This window comes from Palleronia aestuarii, assembly GCF_003253995.1.
In the GTDB taxonomy this organism is placed as follows: domain Bacteria; phylum Pseudomonadota; class Alphaproteobacteria; order Rhodobacterales; family Rhodobacteraceae; genus Palleronia; species Palleronia aestuarii.
In genome coordinates this window covers 22,893-39,404 of sequence record NZ_QKZL01000010.1, presented here as the reverse complement: position 1 = coordinate 39,404, position 16,512 = coordinate 22,893, and the positions used below count along the sequence as shown (strand labels likewise).

Annotated in this window: 13 protein-coding genes; 9 read left to right on the top strand and 4 right to left on the bottom strand. The window is 68.6% G+C overall.

Going from position 1 to position 16,512, the window contains the following annotated elements; all coding sequences use genetic code 11:
- Positions 1-31: 31 nt before the first annotated feature.
- Together LX81_RS12430 and LX81_RS12425 are read right to left on the bottom strand one after the other, a co-directional pair.
- Entirely contained in the window at positions 32-1,507 is a 1,476-nt protein-coding gene (locus LX81_RS12430; protein WP_111537655.1) for an NAD-dependent succinate-semialdehyde dehydrogenase, read from the bottom strand.
- A gap of 171 nt (positions 1,508-1,678) precedes the next feature.
- Positions 1,679-3,397 carry a serine protease gene (locus LX81_RS12425; RefSeq protein WP_111537654.1) on the bottom strand — a complete coding sequence of 573 codons (1,719 nt, stop codon included), beginning with the start codon at positions 3,395-3,397 and terminating at the stop codon, positions 1,679-1,681.
- A gap of 181 nt (positions 3,398-3,578) precedes the next feature.
- Between LX81_RS12425 and LX81_RS12420 the strand changes: the two genes are divergently transcribed.
- The 7 genes from LX81_RS12420 to glmM all read left to right on the top strand — a co-directional run bounded on the left by LX81_RS12420 (position 3,579) and on the right by glmM (position 13,030).
- Entirely contained in the window at positions 3,579-4,502 is a 924-nt protein-coding gene (locus LX81_RS12420) for a glycine--tRNA ligase subunit alpha (RefSeq protein WP_111537653.1), read from the top strand.
- The gene (locus tag LX81_RS12415; RefSeq protein ID WP_111537652.1) at positions 4,499-5,023 is read left to right on the top strand and encodes a DUF6446 family protein; all 525 of its coding nucleotides are present in this window, start codon (positions 4,499-4,501) and stop codon (positions 5,021-5,023) included. The genes LX81_RS12420 and LX81_RS12415 overlap by 4 nt, the downstream gene beginning before the upstream one ends.
- Complete coding sequence (gene glyS / locus LX81_RS12410) at positions 5,023-7,128, top strand: glycine--tRNA ligase subunit beta (RefSeq protein WP_111537651.1); 2,106 nt, start codon at positions 5,023-5,025, stop codon at positions 7,126-7,128. The genes LX81_RS12415 and glyS overlap by 1 nt, the downstream gene beginning before the upstream one ends.
- 42 nt (positions 7,129-7,170) lie before the next feature.
- Positions 7,171-9,741, top strand: a complete 2,571-nt coding sequence (locus tag LX81_RS12405) for a putative PEP-binding protein (RefSeq protein ID WP_111537650.1) — start codon at positions 7,171-7,173, stop codon at positions 9,739-9,741.
- A 131-nt stretch (positions 9,742-9,872) separates the two neighbouring features.
- Positions 9,873-10,541: a cell wall hydrolase gene (locus LX81_RS12400; protein ID WP_234822594.1), complete on the top strand. Its 669-nt coding sequence runs from the start codon at positions 9,873-9,875 to the stop codon at positions 10,539-10,541.
- A 138-nt stretch (positions 10,542-10,679) separates the two neighbouring features.
- The gene (gene folP / locus LX81_RS12395; protein WP_111537649.1) at positions 10,680-11,690 is read left to right on the top strand and encodes a dihydropteroate synthase; all 1,011 of its coding nucleotides are present in this window, start codon (positions 10,680-10,682) and stop codon (positions 11,688-11,690) included.
- Positions 11,687-13,030, top strand: coding sequence for a phosphoglucosamine mutase (gene glmM / locus LX81_RS12390; protein ID WP_111537648.1), 1,344 nt, complete (start codon positions 11,687-11,689; stop codon positions 13,028-13,030). Before folP ends, glmM begins: the two co-directional genes overlap by 4 nt.
- A gap of 195 nt (positions 13,031-13,225) precedes the next feature.
- Here glmM and ilvC read toward each other — a convergent pair whose 3' ends face one another.
- Positions 13,226-14,248: a ketol-acid reductoisomerase gene (gene ilvC, locus LX81_RS12385; protein WP_111537647.1), complete on the bottom strand. Its 1,023-nt coding sequence runs from the start codon at positions 14,246-14,248 to the stop codon at positions 13,226-13,228.
- 131 nt (positions 14,249-14,379) lie between these two features.
- Between ilvC and LX81_RS12380 the strand changes: the two genes are divergently transcribed.
- Together LX81_RS12380 and LX81_RS12375 are read left to right on the top strand one after the other, a co-directional pair.
- A complete protein-coding gene (locus LX81_RS12380; RefSeq protein WP_111537646.1) occupies positions 14,380-14,835 on the top strand; it encodes an Lrp/AsnC family transcriptional regulator in 456 nt (151 codons plus the stop codon).
- Entirely contained in the window at positions 14,832-15,287 is a 456-nt protein-coding gene (locus LX81_RS12375) for an Lrp/AsnC family transcriptional regulator (protein ID WP_111537645.1), read from the top strand. The genes LX81_RS12380 and LX81_RS12375 overlap by 4 nt, the downstream gene beginning before the upstream one ends.
- Here LX81_RS12375 and LX81_RS12370 read toward each other — a convergent pair.
- Entirely contained in the window at positions 15,284-16,501 is a 1,218-nt protein-coding gene (locus LX81_RS12370) for an FAD-dependent monooxygenase (RefSeq protein WP_111537644.1), read from the bottom strand. The genes LX81_RS12375 and LX81_RS12370 overlap by 4 nt on opposite strands.
- Positions 16,502-16,512 lie beyond the last annotated feature (11 nt).

The following is a 16,512-nucleotide window of genomic DNA, read 5'->3' as shown; positions in this document are numbered from 1 at the left end:
CGCGGCCTTTTTTCGTTCGATCGCCTGCGCGTCAGACGCTGAGGCAGACGTATTTCATCTCGACGAACTCGTCGATGCCGTGCTTGCTACCTTCCCGGCCGAGCCCGGATTGCTTGACGCCTCCGAACGGCGCGACGGCGGTGGAGATGATGCCGGTATTCACCCCGACGATCCCGTATTCGAGCGCCTCGCTGACCCGCGTCACGCGGCTCAGATCCTTGGAATAGAAGTAGCTCGCGAGGCCGAAGATCGTGTCGTTGGCGAGCGCGATCGCCTCGTCCTCCGTCTCGAAACGGAAGAGCGGGGCGAGCGGGCCGAAGGTCTCTTCGGTGGCGAAGGCCATGTCCTGCGTGGCATTCTTCAGGATCGTGGGCTCGAACCATGTGCCGCCCAGTTCGTGGCGGCTGCCGCCGAGGATCACTTCCGCGCCTTTGCCGGTCGCATCCGCGACGTGGTCCTCGACCTTCTTGACCGCATCCTCGTCGATGAGCGGGCCGAAATCCGTCCCCTCCACGAGGCCGTCACCCGTCGTCATCTCCGCGACCTTCGCGCGCAGCTTTTCGGCGAATTCATCGTAGACACCCGATTGCACGTAGATGCGGTTGGCGCAGACGCAGGTCTGTCCGGCGTTGCGGTACTTGGAGGCGATCGCCCCTTCGACCGCGGCATCGAGATCGGCGTCGTCGAAGACGAGGAACGGCGCGTTGCCGCCAAGCTCCATCGAGCACTTCATCACCTGATCCGCCGCCTGCGCGAGGAGCATGCGTCCGACCTCCGTGGAGCCCGTGAAGGTGAGCTTGCGGACGATCGGGTTCTCGCAGAATTCCTTCCCGATCTCGGAGGAAGCGGTGGAGGGCACGATCGACAGCACGCCCGCGGGGATCCCGGCGCGGTCGGCGAGGACGCCGAGTGCCAGCGCGGAGAGCGGTGTGAGCTTCGGCGGGCGGACGACGAAACTGCAGCCGGCTGCGAGCGCCGGTCCGGCCTTGCGCGTGATCATCGCGTTCGGGAAGTTCCAGGGGGTGATCGCCGCAACGACGCCGATGGGCTGGCGCAACACGTGGATGCGCTTGTCGGGGGCGTGGCCGGGAATGATCTCGCCGTAGATACGCTGCGCTTCCTCGGCGAACCACTCGATGAAGCTCGCACCGTAGATGATCTCGCCCTTCGCCTCGGTGAGGGGCTTGCCCTGCTCGGCGGTCAGGATCGTGGCGAGGTCGTCGGCATGGGCAACCATCAGGTCGTACCATTTGCGCAGGATCGTGGCGCGGTCCTTGGCCGTCCGTTTCGCCCAATCCTTCTGGGCACGCTCGGCCTCGTCGATGGCGCGGGCAACGTCCTTGCGGTCGAGATCGGCGACCTTCCCGAGAAGATCGCCGCGGGCCGGGTTGGTGACGTCGAAGGTCGCGCCGTTCGTGGCGTCCGACCACGTACCGGCGATATAGGCTTTCGTCTGGAGAAGCTCGGGATCGTCGAGCAGCGAACGAAGATCGGTGGTATCGCGCATGGTGCCTCCCTCAAGGTGTTTCGTGGAATCGATTGGACAACCGGCCGGGGCGGGGCAGGGTTCCCCCGATATTGCATCCAAGCGAGCTTCGAGCCCGCACGCGCGCGGTCGCCGAGGCCCCACGCGACGCACCGGTTTCGGGGGCTTACCCGCGCCTGACGGCGGTCACGATCACTTCCAGCAACCGACGGGCGTGGCAAGGTCGGCGGCAAGGGTCTCGATCTGCGCGGCGGGCAGGGGGGCGGTCGCCGTCGCCTGCTGCGCCTGCACGCCGTTCGCCGTCAGGAAGGCCTCGATCGCGCCGACATCCGCCGCGAAGGCGACACCCGGCGGCAGGCGCCGCTCCGCCGCGCCGGGGCGGGGCAGAAGGACGCCGAGCACCGCGCCCGCCGGGTCGAGGATCGGTCCGCCCGCATCGCCCGGCCGGATGCCGAGATCGAAGCGATGGACATCCTCCTCCCCGTCCAGGCCGCGCAGATCGGCTAGCCGCCCCTCGGTCAGGGACGGGGCCGGGAGCGCGCCGCCGAACGGGAAGCCCGCGGCGAGGATCTCCGTCCCGAGGCGCGGAACGCTCCGCCGGAATGCCGCCCGGGCCCGCGGCGCGAGCGGCTCCAGCGGCGAGAGGAGTGCCAGGCCCGCGCCCGGATCGACCGCCTCGGCCCGGGCTTCGACACCATCGTCGAGCGTGATGCGACGACAGCCAGCAACCGCATCGGCGCTGGTCAGGACGCGCCCGTCCGCGGTCACGTAGAACCCCGTGCGTTCGATGTCGGGTTGCCGGATCGCCAGCCCGGCGAGCAGGTCGATGCTCTGCGCCTCCCCGGCGAAGCCGGCATCCTCTGCCAGGACGACGCCCGGGATCGCCGAAAAGCTCGCCTGCATCTCCGCCACGACCCGCCGCCACTGCGTCTCCTCGTCGGCGGGCCAGACCAGGGTGAACCCCTTTATCGCGCCATCCGCGAGGCGGGCCTCCGTATGCGAGAGAATCTGCGCGCTCCGCCCCTCGATGGTGAAGGCGTCGCCGCGCAGGGACCGCGCGCCGTCGGGCGGGACGATCTCAAGCGATTGCAGCACGTCGTAGAGACCGCGCAAGGTCGTGCGGTCCCCCGGCCGGCTGATGAGGAGAAGCCGGGCGGTGTCGTCCTCGGCTCTGGCGGGATAATGGGCAAACGGCGCCTCGTACCGCTCGAAGGCCAGCCGCTCGGTCGGCATGTCGAGCGCGATCCCGGCTTCATCGTCGCGTATCCGCGCCATGCCGAGCCCCTCGAGGATCGCGCGATGCGCCCTGAGGAGGGCCGTGCGCTCCGTCGTCGTGAGAACACCGGTCTCGGCATGGTCATTCGCACGCTGCCAGGCCGCCATCGCGCGCCGCGTGCCGGGTCCGAATGCCCCGTCGATCGCACCATCATAGAAGCCCGCCGATCGAAGAGCGGCCTGCACCTCCCGCCGCGCTTCGGACGACAGGGCCCGCTCGGCGCGGCGCGCTTCGGCCGGTGTCTGCGTTCCGGGCTCCGTCGCATTCCGCCGGGGCGGCTCGATCACCGCCGGGCTCGGCCGGTCCGAACCCGAGGAAAAGAACGAAGCGCGGAAGGACTCCCCGTCGGTCACGAAAGCATCGCGGGGCACGAGGCCGCGGGTGATCAGATCGCGCCGGCGCCGCTCCGCCTCGGCCCGCCCGAACGGGCCGATGACGATCGCGTGCCACCGCCCCGAACCGATCCGGAAGCCTCGGACCCCGTCGAGCCGCGCGGCGTAGTTCTCCGCGTCGCGCGTCGCCTCCGCCGCGCTCGGTCGCGCGGCGATCTGCAACCAGTAGTTGTCCTGCGCGGCCGCCGGTTGGGAGGCGATGGCCAGGATGCAGGCCAGCGTGGCGACGATCAGATGTCTCATGGGAGTCCCGTCTTCGGTCCGGACCGTTCTCCGGATCAGGACGCAGTGAGTAAGAAAACACCGGCGACGTCAAGAAAGCCGGGCAGCGCCGGGGGCGTCCGATTGACGCCTGTTGCCCGTCTGCCTATGGAGAGGCCGCCCTTCGGGGCATCCTGTCCGCCCGCTTGAGGGATCCCGTCCGATGCCGCGCCACCGCCCCAGATCCTTCCAGGATATCATCCTCACGTTGCAGAGCTACTGGGCCGAAGCGGGCTGCGCGGTGCTGCAACCCTACGACATGGAAGTGGGCGCGGGCACGTTCCATCCCGCGACCACGTTGCGCGCCCTGGGGCCGAACCCCTGGGCCGCGGCCTATGTCCAGCCCTCCCGCCGTCCGACGGACGGGCGCTACGGCGACAGCCCGAACCGCTGGCAGCACTATTACCAGTTCCAGGTCATCATCAAGCCGTCGCCCCCCGACCTCCAGGCGCTCTATCTCGGCAGCCTCGAGGCGATCGGGATCGACATGGAGCTGCACGACATCCGCTTCGTGGAGGACGATTGGGAAAGCCCTACGCTCGGCGCCTGGGGCCTCGGCTGGGAGGTCTGGTGCGACGGGATGGAAGTGTCACAGTTCACATATTTCCAACAGGTCGGCGGGCATGATTGCCGCCCCGTCTCCGGGGAACTGACTTACGGCCTCGAACGGCTCGCGATGTACGTGCTCGGGCACGACGACGGCAACGAGATGCCGTTCAACGCCCCCGACGCCCCGATCCCGCTGACCTACGGCGACGTCTTCCGCGACGCGGAGGCGCAATATGCGCGCTGGAACTTCGACACCGCCGACACCGACATGCTGCTCGCGCATTTCCGCGACGCCGAAGCCGAATGCGCCCGCATCCTGGCCGAGCCCGAGACCGATCCGAAGACCGGGCGGGTGATCGTCATGGCGCAGCCCGCCTACGACCAGGCGATCAAGGCCTCGCACCTCTTCAATCTCCTCGATGCGCGCGGCGTGATCTCCGTGACGGAGCGGCAGGCCTATATCGGGCGCGTCCGGGCGCTGACGCGGGCCTGCGCGGACGCGTTCCTCGCGACCGTGCCGGGCGGCCGGGCGGCATGATCGGCAAGCTCATCGCGATCTTCCTCGTCGTCCTCGGGCTTCTGACCGCCGGGTCGGTCTACTACCTGCAGGTCTACTACTTCTACGAGGAGCCCGAGATGTCGGCAGAGGACGTACGCCTGACGCCCCTGGGCCGCGACGAGCCCGTTGCGATCCCCGCTACGAAGATCGAGGCGATCGACGCCGAGAGTTCCCCCATCCGCTTCCGCGCCTGCTTCCGGACCGACCTGACGCCGGACGCGGCGCGCGAGACCTATAGGCCCTACGAGGACGCGGAGCCGCTGAACGCGCCGGGCTGGTTCGACTGCTTCGACGCCGCCGCGATCGGTTCGGCGCTCCTCGACGGGCGCGCGACCGCCTTCCTGGGGGAACGGAACTACGCCTACGGCGTCGACCGCATCGTGGCCCTCACCGAGGACGGCCATGGCTACGTCTGGCACCAGCTCAACAATTGCGGCGACGTCGACTACACCGGCACCCCCACCACCGAAGCCTGCCCGCCGCGCGAGGATGTCCAGTAATGCCCGATCTCCTGATCGAACTCTTCTCCGAGGAAATCCCCGCCCGGATGCAGGCCCGCGCGGCCGAGGATCTGCGCAAGCTCGTCACCGACGGCCTGGTCGAGGCGGGGCTCACCTATGCCCATGCGGGTGCCTTCGCCACGCCGCGCCGGCTTGCCCTCGCGCTCGAGGGGGTGATGGAGCGGTCCCCCGATACGCGGGAAGAGCGGCGAGGCCCCAAGGTCGGTGCGCCGGAGAAGGCCGTCGAGGGGTTCCTGCGCGGCGCGGGCGTCGCGCGCGAGGCGCTGGAGATCCGCGACGAGAAGAAGGGCCAGGTCTACGTCGCCACCATCCACCGCGCGGGACGCCCGGCCGCGGAGATCGTGGCCGAGGTGCTGGAGCGGACGATCCGCGGCTTTCCGTGGCCCAAATCCATGCGCTGGGGGACGGGGAGCCTGCGCTGGGTCCGCCCGCTTCACCGCATCCTGTGCATCCTGACGCGCGAGGACGGGCACGAGATCGTGCCGCTGGAGATCGACGGAATCGCGGCGTCCGACGTGACGGAGGGTCATCGCTTCATGGCGCCTTCCGAGATCCGGGTGACGGGGTTCGAGGATTACGCGGCGAAGCTCAAACGCGCGAAGGTGATCCTCGACCCGGCCGAGCGGGCGGAGATCATCCGCCACGACGCGGCTGGCCTCGCCTTCGCGACGGGGCTCGAGGTGGTGGAGGACGAGGGGCTCCTGCGCGAGGTCGCGGGCCTCGTCGAATGGCCCGTGGTGCTCATGGGCCGGATCGGGGAGGCGTTCCTCGACCTGCCGCCCGAGGTGCTCCAGACCTCCATGCGGGAGCATCAGAAGTTCTTCTCCGTCCGCGAGACGTCGGGCCGGATCACCCGCTTCGTCACCGTCGCCAACCGGGAGACGGCGGATGACGGCGCGACGATTCTCGCGGGCAACCAGCGCGTGCTCGCCGCTCGCCTCGCCGATGCGGCGTTCTTCTGGCAAAACGACCTGCGCGTGGCGCGGGAGGAGAAGATGCGGCCCTGGCTTGACGCGCTCGGCTCCGTGACCTTCCATGCGAAGCTCGGCTCCGAGGCGGACCGGGTGGCGCGCATCGCCGCCCTCGCGCGGGAGATGGCGCCGTCGGTCGGCGCCGATCCCGACATGGCGGAGGAGGCCGCGCGGCTCGCCAAGGCCGACCTCACCTCGGAGATGGTCTACGAGTTTCCCGAATTGCAGGGCATCATGGGCCGCTACTACGCCACGGATGCGGGCTTTCCGGACGAGGTCGCGCAGGCCGTTGCCGAGCATTACGCGCCGCTCGGCCCCTCCGACACCGTGCCCACCGCACCCGTTTCCATCGCCGTCTCGCTCGCAGAGAAGATCGACAAGCTGACGGGCTTCTGGGCCATCGAGGAAAAGCCCACGGGCTCGAAGGATCCCTATGCGCTGAGGCGCGCGGCTCTGGGCGTGATCCGGCTTCTGCTCACGAACGACCTGCGACTGAACCTCATCGGGGACCGGGTCTTCTCGAAGGCCGATTTCTCTCATGCGGAGAACGAAGCCGGGCTCGTCGGTCCGAAACCCGAGGAATACGGCCCGGACCTCCTCGCCTTCCTCCACGACCGCCTGAAGGTCCATCTCCGCGACGAAGGCATCCGGCACGACGTGATCGACGCCTGCCTCGCCATGCACGGCAACGACGACCTCACCCTCCTCGTCCGCCGCGCGCGGGCGCTGTCGGAGTTCCTGAAGACCGATGACGGGGAGAACCTGCTCCAGGGTTTCCGCCGCGCGAACAACATCCTCAGCCAGGCGGAGGAGCAGGACGGGGTCGAGTACAGCTACGGCGCCGACCTGAAATTCGCCGAGACGGAGGCGGAGCGCGCCCTCTTCGCCGCGCTCGATTCGGAAGAGCCGGGGATCGAGGCGGCGATGAAATCGGAGGACTTTACCGCCGCGATGGCGGGATTGGCACGCCTACGGGCGCCAATCGACGTCTTCTTCGAGGCCGTGCAGATCAACAGCGATGTCCAGGTGGTCCGCCGCAACCGGTTGAATCTCCTCAGCCGCATACGAAGGCTCTGCCTCGACGTGGCCGACCTTACACGGATCGAGGGGTAGGCAAACTTGCCGCATTGCGGCAGGCACCCTACATTGCGCAGCATGAACGATGCTGCATCGCAGAAACATTTCATCGCCGTGGCCGGCGTTACCCGGATCGCGCCTGTCGCGAACATCCGGGTCAACGCGCATGGGGGCCGTGCGAAATGCCTGCAGCGCCTGATCCGCCTGGGCTTGCCCGTTCCGCAGACGGAGGCGCTCGATTTCGCGACCGTCGCGCGGATCGCGGATGGCGGCAGCATCGATACGCGCGGGATCCTCGCGCAGTTTCCCGCGGGCGCGCTCGTCTCCGTCCGGCCCTCCTCGGGCGCTGCGGATTGGGGCGGACCGGCGACGATCCTGAATGTCGGGATGAACGACGACCGGCACGCGGACCTCGTCGCGCAGATCGGGGCGGAGGGCGCGGATGCGCTCTATGCGAGGTTCATCCGGGCCTATGCGACCCATGTCGCGGGCCTCGATCCCGACCGGATCGGGACCGGCGACATTTCCACCCTGCTTCGGAATTTCGAGCTCGCGGCGGGGGAGGGCTTTCCGCAGGATCCGGCGGAGCAGCTCGCCCGTGTGCTCGGCGCGATGGCGCGCGCGTGGAACAGACCGACCGCGCGCCTTCTCCGCCAGGCCCGCAATGCGCCCGACGATGCCGGACTGGGCCTCGTCGTCCAGCAGATGGCGCTCGGTGTCGGCGATCCGGGCCAGGCCGAATCCGGGTCGGGCGTGATCCAGTTCGTCAGCCCCGTGGACGGTCAGCCGCAGATCACCGGCCGCTATCTGCGGCAGAGCCAGGGGCGGGAGGCGCTTCTCGCCGATGTGCCCGCGCTCTATCTCACCCGCGATCCGCGCGGCCCGTCGCTCGAGGCGCTCTGTCCCGATCTGTTCGCCCAGCTGCAGGATTACGGCGCGCTCTGCCGCCAGCGGCTGCGCGAGGAGATGCAGATCGAGTTCACGATCGAGCATGGCGCGCTCCACGTCCTCGATGCGGTGCGCGTGAAACGCAGCGCCCGCGCGGCGGTTCAGATCGCGGTGGCGCTCGCCGCTGACGGCACCATCCCCGAGGCGGAGGCCGTCCTGCGGGTCGAGCCGCGGGCCCTCCTCGATCTGCTGCACCCGCAGGTCGATGCGAAGGCCGCCACGCCGGTGATCGGGGAGGGCATCGCCGCGAGCCCCGGCGCCGCGACCGGTCGGCTCGTCTTCGACGCCGCCGTGGCGCAGAGATCGGCCTCGGACGGCATCCCCGCGATCCTCGTACGCCGCGAGACGACGTCGGGCGATGTCCAGGGGATGCACGCGTCGGTGGGGATCCTGACGGGCCGTGGCGGCGTCTCGAGCCACGCGGCCGTCATCGCGCGCGGCTTCGGACTGCCCTGCGTCGTCGGCGTGACGGACCTCGCCATCGACCCCGAGGCGCGCACGCTGACCGCCCGGGATGGCGTGTGCCTCCGCGAAGGCGATCTCGTGACCCTCGACGGCTCCACGGGGCGGGTCATGGCCGGGGCCGCTCCTCTCATCGAGCCGGCGCTCGACGGCGCCTTCCGCACGCTTCTCGACTGGGCCGACGAACGGCGCGACATCGGCATAAGGGCCAATTGCGACACGCCTGCCGAAGCCGCCATCGCCGACCGGTTCCTCGCCGAGGGGATCGGTCTTTGCCGGACGGAGCACATGTTCTTCGACGCCGATCGTCTCACCGTGATGCGGAAGATGATCCTGGCGGAGCGCCCCGGTGATCGCCTGGCCGCGCTGGAACGGCTTCTGCCGATGCAGCGGGCGGATTTCACCGAGCTCTTCCGCATCATGGCCGGCCGCCCAGTCTGCATCCGTCTCCTCGATCCGCCCCTGCACGAATTCCTGCCGGAGGATCCCGACGAGATACGCGCGCTCGCCGAGGCGCTCGCCATGCCGGCATCGGCGGTGGAACGGCGGATCGCGGCCCTGCGGGAGATCAACCCGATGCTCGGCCTCCGGGGGGTCCGCCTCGGGATCGCGATGCCGGAAATCTACGACATGCAGGCCCGCGCCATCTTCGAGGCCGCGGTCGACGTGGCGCCCCGGGTCACGCCCGAGGTGATGATCCCGCTCGTCTCCGCCCGCAGGGAGGTCGAACTCGTCAGTGCCCGCATCGACGCGGTCGCGGCACAGGTCCGCATCGAGACGGGCATCGCCTTCGAGTATCGCCTCGGCGTCATGGTGGAGACGCCGCGCGCCGCGCTACGGGCCGACGAGATCGCGGAATATGCCGGTTTCCTCAGCTTCGGGACCAATGACCTGACGCAGATGACCTATGGTCTCTCGCGCGACGACGCGAGCCGCTTCATGCCAGACTACGTGCGGCAGGGGGTCTTTCCGGAAGATCCGTTCCTCCGCCTCGATCTCGACGGCGTGGGCGAGCTCCTGACCATCGGGGCGCAGCGCGGCCGGGCCGGGCGCGCGGACATCACGCTGTCGATCTGCGGCGAGCATGGCGGCGATCCGGAGGCGATCGCCTTCTGCCGGTCTTCCGGCTTCGACTACATCTCCTGTTCGCCCTTCCGCGTGCCGGTGGCGCGCCTCGCCGCCGCGCATCTCGCGATCCGCGAAGCGGGCGCGACCGGGACCGCACCCCCCGAGCGATAGGCGAAATCCCGCCGGTCGCGCCGCGCACGGTTTGTCGGATCCGTTAACGTCGGTTAGCACCTTGGTTGCTTGCACCGAGGTGGCGACCGATGGGGATCGGGATCCGCCTCCCTCAGGACGGAACCGGCTCTATGCGGATCTTGCTGAAACAGGCGCTGTACGTCTGCGCACTGGTCATGGCATTCGTGTCGCCTGCCGTGCATGCCGACGAGATGATCGGCTTCAAGAACGATCCGAGGATCCAGCTCGGCCCCAACCTCGCGAGCCTTCTCGGACCTTTCGCGCCGTCGATCGAACCGTCGCGTGGCGGTGTCGTCAGCGACATGTTGCTCGACACCGTGCCGTTCGGGGCCACGCAGCGGATCGACTACTCCGCGTCCTTCGTCGACAGCCTGCCCACGGCCACGGGCGACGCGCAGTGGAACTGCCTCACGGAGGCGCTCTATTTCGAGGCGCGGGGGGAATCGATCCGTGGCATCTTCGCCGTGGCCGAAGTGATCCTGAACCGCGTCGACTCCGCCCGGTTTCCGTCCAGCGTCTGCCGCGTGGTCAATCAGGGAACGGGGCGCAAGTTCGCCTGCCAGTTCACCTATACCTGCGACGGCATCCCCGAGAATGTTCGCGAGAAGTGGGCCTGGCGACAGGTCGGCAAGATCGCCCGGCTGATGCTCGATGGCGGGTCGCGCCCGCTGACCGAAGGCGCGCTCTACTATCACACGCGGGCCGTCTCGCCCTACTGGTCGCGGGTCTTCGACCGGACCGTCACCATCGGGGCGCATCACTTCTACGCCCAGAGCTGATCCGCCGCCCTTTTGCTCGCCCTGCGAACCCGGTATTGCGGCCGCGGACAACGCGGGGGCGAAGATGGAATCCGGAGACCTCAATCGTCAGCGAAGACCGATGACGCCCACGGCGCCTCGTGAACGCGTGGTTCTCGCGTGAGTTATTTCCGCCCTTTGCCACAGATCGGCCCCCACCGCCCGACGGAGGCGCTGAGCCTGGCCGGGGGCTGGGCCTGGTTCACGCACGCAGCGCAACTCTCGCGGTCGGGCGCGCCTCGGATCGTCCCGGCCTCCGACATTCCGGATGCGATCCGCGACCGGCTCGTCGCCGGGCGCCCCGCCATCGCGGGGCTCGGCCTCGACCGTCCGCGGATCATGGCGATCCTCAACGCTACGCCCGACAGCTTTTCCGACGGGGGCCTCCACCACACGCGGGAGGCCGCCTCGGATCACGCGCGGCGCCTTGTGGCCGAGGGGGCCGACATCCTCGACATCGGCGGAGAGAGCACGCGACCGGGCGCGGAGACCGTCGACGAGACGGTCGAGATCGACCGGACCGCCCCGGTCATCGCGCGGATCCGCTCCGAAAGCCCCGTTCCGATCTCCATCGACACGCGGAAGGCGCGGGTGGCGCAGGCTGCCTTCGCCGCCGGCGCGACGATGCTTAACGACGTGTCCGCCATGACGTTCGACCCGGACATGCCCGCCGCCGCCGCGGCGTCGGGTCACGCGATCTGCCTCATGCATGCGCAGGGCGAACCGCAGGTGATGCAACGGGATCCGCGCTACGAGGATGTCGTGCTCGACGTCTACGACGCGCTCGACTCCCGGCTCGATGCGGCCGAAGCCACCGGTATTCCCCGCGAGCGGCTGGTCGCCGATCCCGGTATCGGCTTCGGCAAGACCCAGGCGCACAACCTCGCGATCCTTGCGAACCTGTCGCTCTTCCACGCGCTGGGCGTCCCGCTCCTCCTCGGCGCCTCGCGCAAGACCTTCATCGGACGGATCGGCGGCGCGCCCGAGCCGCGCGACAGGATGCCGGGTTCCGTGGCCGTGGCGCTGGCGGCCGTAGCCCAGGGCGTGCAGATCGTGAGGGTCCATGATATGGCCGAGACGCGACAGGCCCTCGCCCTCTGGGGCGCGGCGATGGAGGGAGATGCAAGATGACCCGCAGCCTCTTCGGCACGGACGGCGTCCGCGGCACGGCCAATACCCATCCGATGACGGCGGAACTCGCCATGCGCCTCGGGGCGGCGGCGGGCCGGTATTTCCGTCGCGAGGGGACGGGCGTCCACCGCGTGGTGATCGGCAAGGATACGCGGCTCTCTGGCTACATGTTCGAGACCGCGATGACGGCGGGTCTGACCTCCGTGGGGATGAACGTCCTCCTCTTCGGGCCGGTCCCGACGCCCGCGGTGGGCATGCTCACGAAGTCGATGCGCGCCGATGCAGGGATCATGATCTCCGCGAGCCACAATCCGCACCAGGACAACGGTATCAAGTTCTTCGGCCCCGACGGCTTCAAGCTCTCCGACGAGGCCGAGCAGAAGATCGAGACGATGGTCGGCACGGGCGTCGATCCCGCACGGCCCGAGAATATCGGTCGTGCCAAGCGGGTGGACGACGGACGGTTCCGGTATGCCGAGCGGGTCAAGGCCACCCTTCCGGCGGGCCAGGATCTCGGCGGGGTGAAGGTCGTGATCGATTGCGCCAACGGCGCCGCGCACCGCGTCGCGCCGGAGGTGCTCTGGGAGCTCGGCGCCGAAGTCGTCGCGATGGGCGTCTCGCCCGACGGCACCAACATCAACGACGGCTGCGGCTCGACCTGCCCGCAGGCGGCGGCAGAGCGTGTCGTGGCCGAGGGTGCCGATCTCGGCATCTGTCTCGACGGCGACGCCGACCGTGTGATGATCATCGACGAGAAGGGCCGCGTGGCCGATGGCGATCACATCATGGCGCTCTTCGCCCGCTCCTGGGCGGCGTCGGGGCGGCTCAACGGCGGCACCCTCGTTGCGACCGTGATGAGTAACCTCGGGCTCGAGCGGTATCTCGACGGTCACGGTCTGCACCTCCACCGCACCTCCGTGGGCGACCGCTATGTTGTTGAGGCGATGCGGGCGGGGGGCTTCAACCTCGGTGGCGAGCAATCGGGCCATATCGTGATGACCGACCACGCCACTACCGGCGACGGGCTTGTCGCAGGGCTGCAATTTCTCTCCGCGATGATCGAGACGGGACGCCGCGCCTCCGAGCTCAGCGTGCAGTTCGACACGGTGCCGCAACTCCTCAAGAACGTCCGCTACGCCGCCGGCGCCGACCCGCTTGCGGATGCAGACGTGCGGGCGGAGATCACGGCGGCGGAGGATCGTCTGAACGGGCAGGGACGGCTCCTGATCCGCAAGTCCGGGACCGAGCCGCTGATCCGCGTCATGGCCGAATGCGAGGATGCCGACCTGCTGAGCGAGGTCGTGGACGGGCTCGCCGACCGGATCGCCCGGGTGGCCTGAACCGGGCGCGCGCCGTCCCCGGTTCGGCGGGACGGTCCTGCGTCCCGTGTACGATGTCCGCACATCCCGTGTACGTCCGGCATACGATGTCGGCACAGCTGCTGCGCGTGAGCTGTACGCCGGCTGCACGTTCCGTGTACGGGAAATGTACGCCCGGTGTACGTCCTGTGTACGCCGGGCGTCCGTCTTAACGGCTCAGTTCTTCGACTTGTCGACCATGCGGCCGGCGGAGATCCAGGGCATCATGCCGCGAAGCTTCTCGCCCACCTGCTCGATCTGGTGCTCGTCGTTGAGCCTGCGTGTGGCCTTGAACATCGGTTGGCCCACGGCGTTTTCCTGCATGAAGTCGCGCACGAACTTCCCGGTCTGGATGTCATGCAGGACCTCTTTCATGCGGGCCTTGGTCTCTTCGTAGGGAAGGATCCGCGGCCCCGAGACGTATTCGCCGTATTCCGCCGTGTTCGAGATCGAGTAGTTCATGTTCGCGATGCCGCCCTCGTAGATCAGGTCCACGATCAGCTTTACCTCGTGAAGGCACTCGAAATAGGCCATTTCCGGCTCGTAGCCCGCCTCGACCAGGGTCTCGAAGCCCATGCGGATCAGTTCGACGAGACCGCCGCAGAGGACCGCCTGCTCCCCGAAGAGGTCGGTCTCGCATTCCTGCCGGAAGTTCGTCTCGATGATGCCGGAACGCCCCCCGCCGATGGCCGAGCAATAGCTGAGCCCGATCTCCATCGCGCGCCCGGACGCGTCCTTGTCCACCGCAACGAGGCACGGGACACCGCCACCCTTCACGTACTCGCTCCGCACCGTGTGGCCCGGTCCCTTCGGCGCCATCATGATGACGTCGACGCCCGGCTTGGGTTCGATCAGGCCGAAATGGACGTTCAGCCCGTGCGCGAAGGCGATGGCGGAACCTTCCTTCAGGTGGTCGTGGACATGGTTGCGATAGGTCGCGCCCTGCAATTCGTCCGGCATCGTGAACATCATCAGGTCGCACCAGGCGGCCGCTTCCTCGATGCCCATGACCTGCAGGCCCTCGCCCTCGGCCTTGGCCCGCGACGGCGATCCCTCGCGGAGTGCCACGGCGAGGTTCTTGGCGCCCGAATCGCGCAGGTTCAGCGCGTGGGCATGGCCCTGGCTGCCATAGCCGAGGATCGCCACCTTCTTGTCCTTGATGAGATTGATGTCGCAATCGCGATCGTAATAGACGCGCATGATCAGGTTCCCTCTTTCGTTTCGCTGCGCATCATATGAGCGTTGATCGACAGAGAAAGACGGGTTCCTTACAGGTATTCGCAGGAGTATGGTAATTCTTATTCGCCGATAGTCGTATTGGAGCTGGTTCGATGCTTGACGATACTGACCGGCGCCTGTTGCGCCAGCTTCAGAACGATCCGGTGGCGACCGTCCAGGCGCTCGCCGCGCGCGCGGGCGTGAGCGCCCGGCTCGCTGCACGCCGGTTCGATCGAATGCGCGGCGAGGGCATCCTGCGGGGCCAGCGGGCGCGGATCGACTGGCGGGCGATGGGCTACAGCGTGGAGGTCAGCCTGCGTTTCACGCTGGAAAAGACCGCGCCTGACGCGTTCGACAGTTTCATCGCGGCGGCACGGGAGGTGCCGGAGGTTGTCGAGATCCAGACGTTCCTGGGCCGCGTGGATGTCCGGCTCGGCGTCATCGCGCGCACGCTGCCGCATTACCACGAGATCTACCGCTCCCGGATCGTCACGCTGCCCCATATCGCGGATATCGAATCCCTCATGCATGTGGCCACCCTGAAGACCGCGGAGCGTCTGCCGCTGTGATCGAGCTCGATGCGCAAGACCGCGCGATCCTGCACGCTCTCGTGGAGGATGCAACGCTGTCCTCACCTGCCCTCGCGGCGCGGATCGGGTTGAGCCAGCCGGTGACGTGGCGGCGCGTGCGGCGGCTCGAGGAGGCGGGGATTCTCGCGGGCCGCCGTCTCGATCTCGATCTCGAGGCACTGGGCTTCGGTGTAACGGTCTTTCTCGGCGTGAAGCTCGCGACCCGTGGTCGCGTCAGCCTGACCGATTTCGAGCGAGCGATCACCGCCATCCCGGAGGTGCAGACGGTCGAGCACGTCCTTGGTCTCTACGATTACCGTCTCCGCGTCATCGCGCGTGACCTCGCCGATTTCGAACGTGTCCTGCGTCGCCGCATCCTTGCGCTACCGGGGGTCGGCAACGTCGAGGCGAACGTGCTCCTCAGCGAGGAACGTCGCCCCGGACCGCTCTAGAGTGCCGTCCCCATGGGGCGAAGACCCGCGCCCATCACACGGCGCCGGATCGGAGCGATGTCGTGGACCGCGCGCAATCCCGTCAGCCGCAGCGATTGCAGAGCTTCCCCGTCGGATTGGCAGATACGGTTGAAGGCGTCGATCACCCGCGCCCGCACCGCCACGTCCCGCTCGCGTGCGGCTGCGTAGCGGTCGAGGCCCTGCGGCGCACCGGGATCGCCGTCCGCCAGGGCGGCATCGAGCGCGGCGATGTCGGCGAGCGACGTGTTGAGCCCCTGCGCCCCAATGGGCGGGAGGACATGCGCCGCCTCCGCCACCAGCGCGACGCGTCGGGCGGTGAGCCGGCGCGCGGTCTGCGTTATGACCGGCCAGAGCCGGATCTCCGTGATCTTCGTCATCCGCCCGAGAAGCCCGAGGGCACGCAGGTTCAGCTCCCGCGCGAAATCCTCTTCTCCCATCTCCATGAGGTCGAGGCCGCGCCGCCCGTCGTTCATCCAGACGATGGCGGAGGCCGGGCCGCCCTCGTGATCGGCGAGCGGCACGGTCGTGAAGGCCCCGCCCGCATTGTAGATCTCGGTCGAGACGTTCTCGTGGGGCCGGTCGTGACGGACGGCGAAGGCGAACGCCTTCTGACCGTAACGCCGGATCGTGGCGTCGATCCCGGCGGCGTCCCGCACCGGCGAGGCCCGGCCATCCGCACCGACCAGAAGCCGGGCGCGGATTCGGGACCCGTCGCTCAGGCGGACGAGCACGGCGTCGTCGCGGGCGAGCATGGAGGCAAAGCCCACCCCGAGACGTAGGTCGATCCTGTCATCACGCTCCAATGTCTGGGCGATGAGATGGCGCGCGCGCCAGTTCGGCACGTTCTTTCCGAACGCCTCGAGATCGAGTTCGTTGGGCCGGAATGTCCGCTCTTCGGTCAGCCGTGGCGGCCAGCCCTTCGTATCGACCACCCGCAGGGCGCCCAGATCGGTGGCATGGGGGGACAGCGCCGTCCAGAGACCGGCGGTCTTCAAGAGCTCCACGGAGGGGGCGAGATAGGCCGTCGAGCGCAGGTCGGACCCCGCGGCATCGGCGGCTTCGGGCGGCGGCGCCGGATCGCAGATCACGACGCGCCAGCCGCGGCGGGCCAGAAGCGCCGCGAGCACCATCCCGGCGATCCCGGCGCCGGAGATCACGATATCTGTTTCCGTCTCGATGCGTTGTCGTTCCATGAGGAGCAATC

Coding starts and splice junctions, on each gene's coding strand:
- LX81_RS12430 (WP_111537655.1), bottom strand. CDS start 1,507: ATGCGCGATACCACCGATCTTCGTTCGCTGCTCGACGATCCCGAGCTT.
- LX81_RS12425 (WP_111537654.1), bottom strand. CDS start 3,397: ATGAGACATCTGATCGTCGCCACGCTGGCCTGCATCCTGGCCATCGCC.
- LX81_RS12420 (WP_111537653.1), top strand. CDS start 3,579: ATGCCGCGCCACCGCCCCAGATCCTTCCAGGATATCATCCTCACGTTG.
- LX81_RS12415 (WP_111537652.1), top strand. CDS start 4,499: ATGATCGGCAAGCTCATCGCGATCTTCCTCGTCGTCCTCGGGCTTCTG.
- glyS (WP_111537651.1), top strand. CDS start 5,023: ATGCCCGATCTCCTGATCGAACTCTTCTCCGAGGAAATCCCCGCCCGG.
- LX81_RS12405 (WP_111537650.1), top strand. CDS start 7,171: ATGAACGATGCTGCATCGCAGAAACATTTCATCGCCGTGGCCGGCGTT.
- LX81_RS12400 (WP_234822594.1), top strand. CDS start 9,873: ATGCGGATCTTGCTGAAACAGGCGCTGTACGTCTGCGCACTGGTCATG.
- glmM (WP_111537648.1), top strand. CDS start 11,687: ATGACCCGCAGCCTCTTCGGCACGGACGGCGTCCGCGGCACGGCCAAT.
- ilvC (WP_111537647.1), bottom strand. CDS start 14,248: ATGCGCGTCTATTACGATCGCGATTGCGACATCAATCTCATCAAGGAC.
- LX81_RS12380 (WP_111537646.1), top strand. CDS start 14,380: ATGCTTGACGATACTGACCGGCGCCTGTTGCGCCAGCTTCAGAACGAT.
- LX81_RS12370 (WP_111537644.1), bottom strand. CDS start 16,501: ATGGAACGACAACGCATCGAGACGGAAACAGATATCGTGATCTCCGGC.